This is a genomic window from bacterium, from assembly GCA_040753555.1.
Taxonomy (GTDB): domain Bacteria; phylum UBA9089; class UBA9088; order UBA9088; family UBA9088; genus JBFLYE01.
Genome location: JBFMDZ010000188.1, coordinates 1 through 3,922 on the forward strand (window position 1 = coordinate 1; position 3,922 = coordinate 3,922).

The window sequence follows — 3,922 nt, forward strand, 5'->3', positions numbered from 1 at the left end:
CATATGCCCTGTCCTCGTATAGAGGAAGCATTGCTGAAGAGCCACGTTGCGGAAATCCACAAGCACGGTTCTGTGAGGGGCATAAAATAACATATAGGAGGTTATAGAAAATGTCTACTCGACAAAAGATTTTAGGTATGTTAGTTTTAGGAGGGTTGTGTTGGGATTATGTGATTGAGAATGGCGGAGATAAAGGGGTTTTAATTACAAATAGCATAAATGATCCCTATCTTGCCGCTGATATTCCAGGAGACCTTATCTGCTGGCATCAACCAGGAAGCCTTACAGCAATATCAAATATTACCTCAGTTGAGGTTCTTTCTGGAACAGGAACAAAGATAAGGGTTATTCCAGAAAAAACCTACACAAAGAAGAATGGGACATTTAGTGTTGATGTAATGGTAAATGATGTTTCGGGTTTAGATCTTGCAGATTTTTATTTATTATTTAACCAATCAAAACTGGCTTTAATAGGAATACCAATACAAGGAACAATTTGGACAGGAAGTGTGTTTTTTGAGGTAGATACCAGCACTATTTCTTTGGGATATATTAAGGTAACTGGCGCAAAGTTTGACAATTCATTTACAGGAACAGGAACACTTATAGAAAAGGCAATATTTCAATCCCTTGTAGATGACCCAACAAGCATTATAGATATCGGAACAGCAACATTACAAAACATAGAAGCAGGTAAAATTCCATCTACCTCTTATTGTGGATATATCTATCCATATAACCTTGCCAATTTTGACCTTCTATATCCCATTGATGTTATTGCAGGAAGACCATGGACAATAACAATAACAGCAAAGAATCAGGCAAATGAACTAGTTTCTGATTACAAAGGTCCAATATCCATATCTTCAAGCCTAGGGACAATAAACTCAACAACAGGCTCTTTTACAAATGGTATAAGCATTTCTACGATTACCAGATATCAAGTAGGAACAATGACCATTATGGTAAATGACTCTCAAGCTAATGTATCAAAAAGCACAGATCCTATAGCAGTAAGGTATGCCTGCGATTTTGGAAGGCAAGGAACTACTAGTTCTGATGAAAAGATAGACATCTATGACCTCCTTCTATTCATTAAATATTGGCGCACAAAGGACTTAAATGGTGATATTGGAGGACAAAATCAGGAAGGAGACCCTCCATACATCATCTCACAGCCAGATGGAAAGGTTGATATGTGGGACCTTATGCTTTTTGTCAAGATGTGGAGGTGGAGCAACAGACAAAAGGATTTATCAATGAATTATAGCACCCCAAGGCTTTTTATAGACCCACCTATGATTGAAGTAGACAAAAGGAGTAACTTTAAGGTTGATGTAAGGATAGAAAACTCTGTTGGGATTATAGGAGATAAAATAAATATAACATACGACCTAAAGAAACTTAATTTGGTCTCTGTCAAAGAAGGAACTTGCTTAACCGATTGTTTCAGCTATGAAACAAAAGAGGGGCTAATTACCATAGATGGATATGGAGGGGATATAGAACAAGGGGCAAAAGATGGAGCTATTGCAACATTAGAGTTTATAGCATTAACAGACGATGAAACAAGCATTTCAATCTCTGAAAGCTATCTTCTAAACAATGAGGGAAAAATAAATGCTTATACAATAGAAAATGCCAATGTATCACCTTGTGGCCCATCATATTCAGCCCTTTTTCAATCCATTCCAAACCCAGCAAAAAGTGGTGTTTGGATTCCCTACCAACTTAGCCAGGGAGGGGATACAAAGATTGTTATCTACAATATTGTTGGCCAGGTAGTGAAGAATATAGACCTTGGGTATAAGGAAAAAAAGTATTATAAAAAATTGGAAGAAGGAAGCGCAGCCTACTGGAATATGAAAAATAACAATGGAGAGATTGTGTCTAATGGTCTTTATTTCTACAAATTATCCTCTGGCAAATTCTCTGATATAAAGACATTGGCTATATCAAAATAATTGAAAAGGCTCTTTTTTTTCCTAATATTAGCCCATATCTCATTCTCGGCAAATATAAAAATAAAGCCAGGCGATATATTTATAAAAAAGGGCGAAAGGTTTACATTAGAAATTTTTGCTGAAGAATTTTCTGGTTTAACAGGAGCTCAGCTTAATCTTTTCTATGACAGCACAAAATTGGGTTTTGAAATTGCAACAGCTGGCTCTCTATTTGATGATATAGGAGATTTTTTTCTTCCACCAGATGATGATAAACAAAGGGTTCTTATTGCTGCAGCAAAGGATTATGGAAATATAGAGAATGGAAGTGGAACAATTGCTTTAATCAGATTTCTTTCTTTAAGTGAAGGCTGGAATGGAAGCCTTACCCTTTCTGATATAATCTTGACAGGCACACCTTCTGATATTCCTGTTGAGACAATTACAAATGCCTATATCCATTCCATTCCAACCACAGCCTTTGATAATATAAATGTCTATCCAAACCCTTGGCGCTCTGATAAGGAGATAAACCCCTGGATAGTCTTTGAGACCCCAGATGGTTCTGATATTTTTATCTATACCATTTCAGGAAGGCTAATAAGGGAATTTAGGGATGTAAGAAGCCCTACAAAATGGATGCTTGATAATCAATTCAATAAACCCATCTCATCTGGAATGTATATCTATCAGATAAAAGATAGGGATGGAAGAAAAACAATGGGAAAAATAGGGATTGCAAAATGAGAAAAATTTTATTTTTTTTTCTTATCCCCTCTTTTCTTTTGGCAATTGAGGAAAAGGAGGGAACATTTGGAGGGGATTTTTTAAGGATTGAAAGGGGCTATATCTGTGGAGATATTGAGAGCGTCTCACAAAACCCAGCTATTATTGGAACATTAGAAGGACCATCATTTCTATTTGGCTATAAAAGCTACCTTTGTGAGACAAAATATTCCTCATTAGCCTTAAGCATCCCATTTAAGAATATTGCCATTTTGTATTCATTAAATTACCTTGATTATGGAAGAATTAAAGAGACAACGCACAATAGCAAAGATGGAACAGGAAGAGAATATTCTGCAGATAGCATATGTTCCAGGTTTGGTTTGGGAGTAAAAACAAAAAACGCAGGTTTTGGAGGAAATATAAACATTGTCCGGGAATCTATAAATGACATAAACGCAGATGGGATAGAAACAAGCTTTGGGTTTATTTTTAATCCAATAGAATCCCTTTTTCTAGGAGGCTCAATTAAAAATATCACATTAAAAAGTCTTTCATTTATAAAAGAAAAGGAAATTTTTCCAAAGGAATTTGGGATTGGAGTAGGTTATAAGAAAAGAAAAATTGCCTTTAATCTTGACCTCCTTACATCAGATGATAGAAAATTCGATGCCTCACTAGGCTTTAAATGGTTTATCAATAGCCTCTTTTTCCTTAATGTAGGCTACATTGACAAAAATCCCGATTTTGGGCTTTCATTCAACCACAAGAATATCTCAATATCTTACAATTTTCTTCCCTTAAGCTTTGAAAGTGTCCATTCCATATCTGTAACTATTCAGCCACAGATAGACACGGATGAAACACTGATTTTTAATCCTTTGTAATAATTCAACTTTGGCAAAAATCTCCAAGAAGACATTAGACTAAAGACTTCTTTCTTCGTATGTGTTTAGCTTTAATGGAACAAATGAAATCCGAAATTCGAAATCAGAAATCTTAAAACAAATTCAAATGACTAAAATTGAAAATTCAAAACAATATAATTTAGAGGAACGAACGCTTATGTTTAGAATTTTGAATTTAGATATTGTTTCGTGCTTCGTGCTTCGGATTTCATGCTTAATTCCAGAACTTCCCCAACTTTTTACAAATCTATATAAACAATAAGATAAAATGGATTATTGTTAAAAAAACAAAAAGAAAAGAAATATTTAAGAAAAATACCAAATCTGCCGATATTAAAGAAGGGG

3 protein-coding genes are annotated in these 3,922 nt (G+C 35.0%); all 3 read left to right on the forward strand.

What is annotated here, in order from left to right; genetic code table 11:
- Positions 1-110: 110 nt before the first annotated feature.
- Genes AB1630_10970 through AB1630_10980 form a run of 3 tightly spaced genes read left to right on the forward strand, consistent with a single transcriptional unit; the run spans position 111 to position 3,556 of the window.
- Entirely contained in the window at positions 111-1,964 is a 1,854-nt protein-coding gene (locus tag AB1630_10970) for a cohesin domain-containing protein (protein ID MEW6104313.1), read from the forward strand.
- Complete coding sequence (locus AB1630_10975; GenBank protein ID MEW6104314.1) at positions 1,965-2,690, forward strand: T9SS type A sorting domain-containing protein; 726 nt, start codon at positions 1,965-1,967, stop codon at positions 2,688-2,690. It begins immediately after the preceding gene.
- Positions 2,687-3,556, forward strand: coding sequence for a hypothetical protein (locus AB1630_10980; protein ID MEW6104315.1), 870 nt, complete (start codon positions 2,687-2,689; stop codon positions 3,554-3,556). The genes AB1630_10975 and AB1630_10980 overlap by 4 nt, the downstream gene beginning before the upstream one ends.
- Positions 3,557-3,922: the final 366 nt, after the last annotated feature.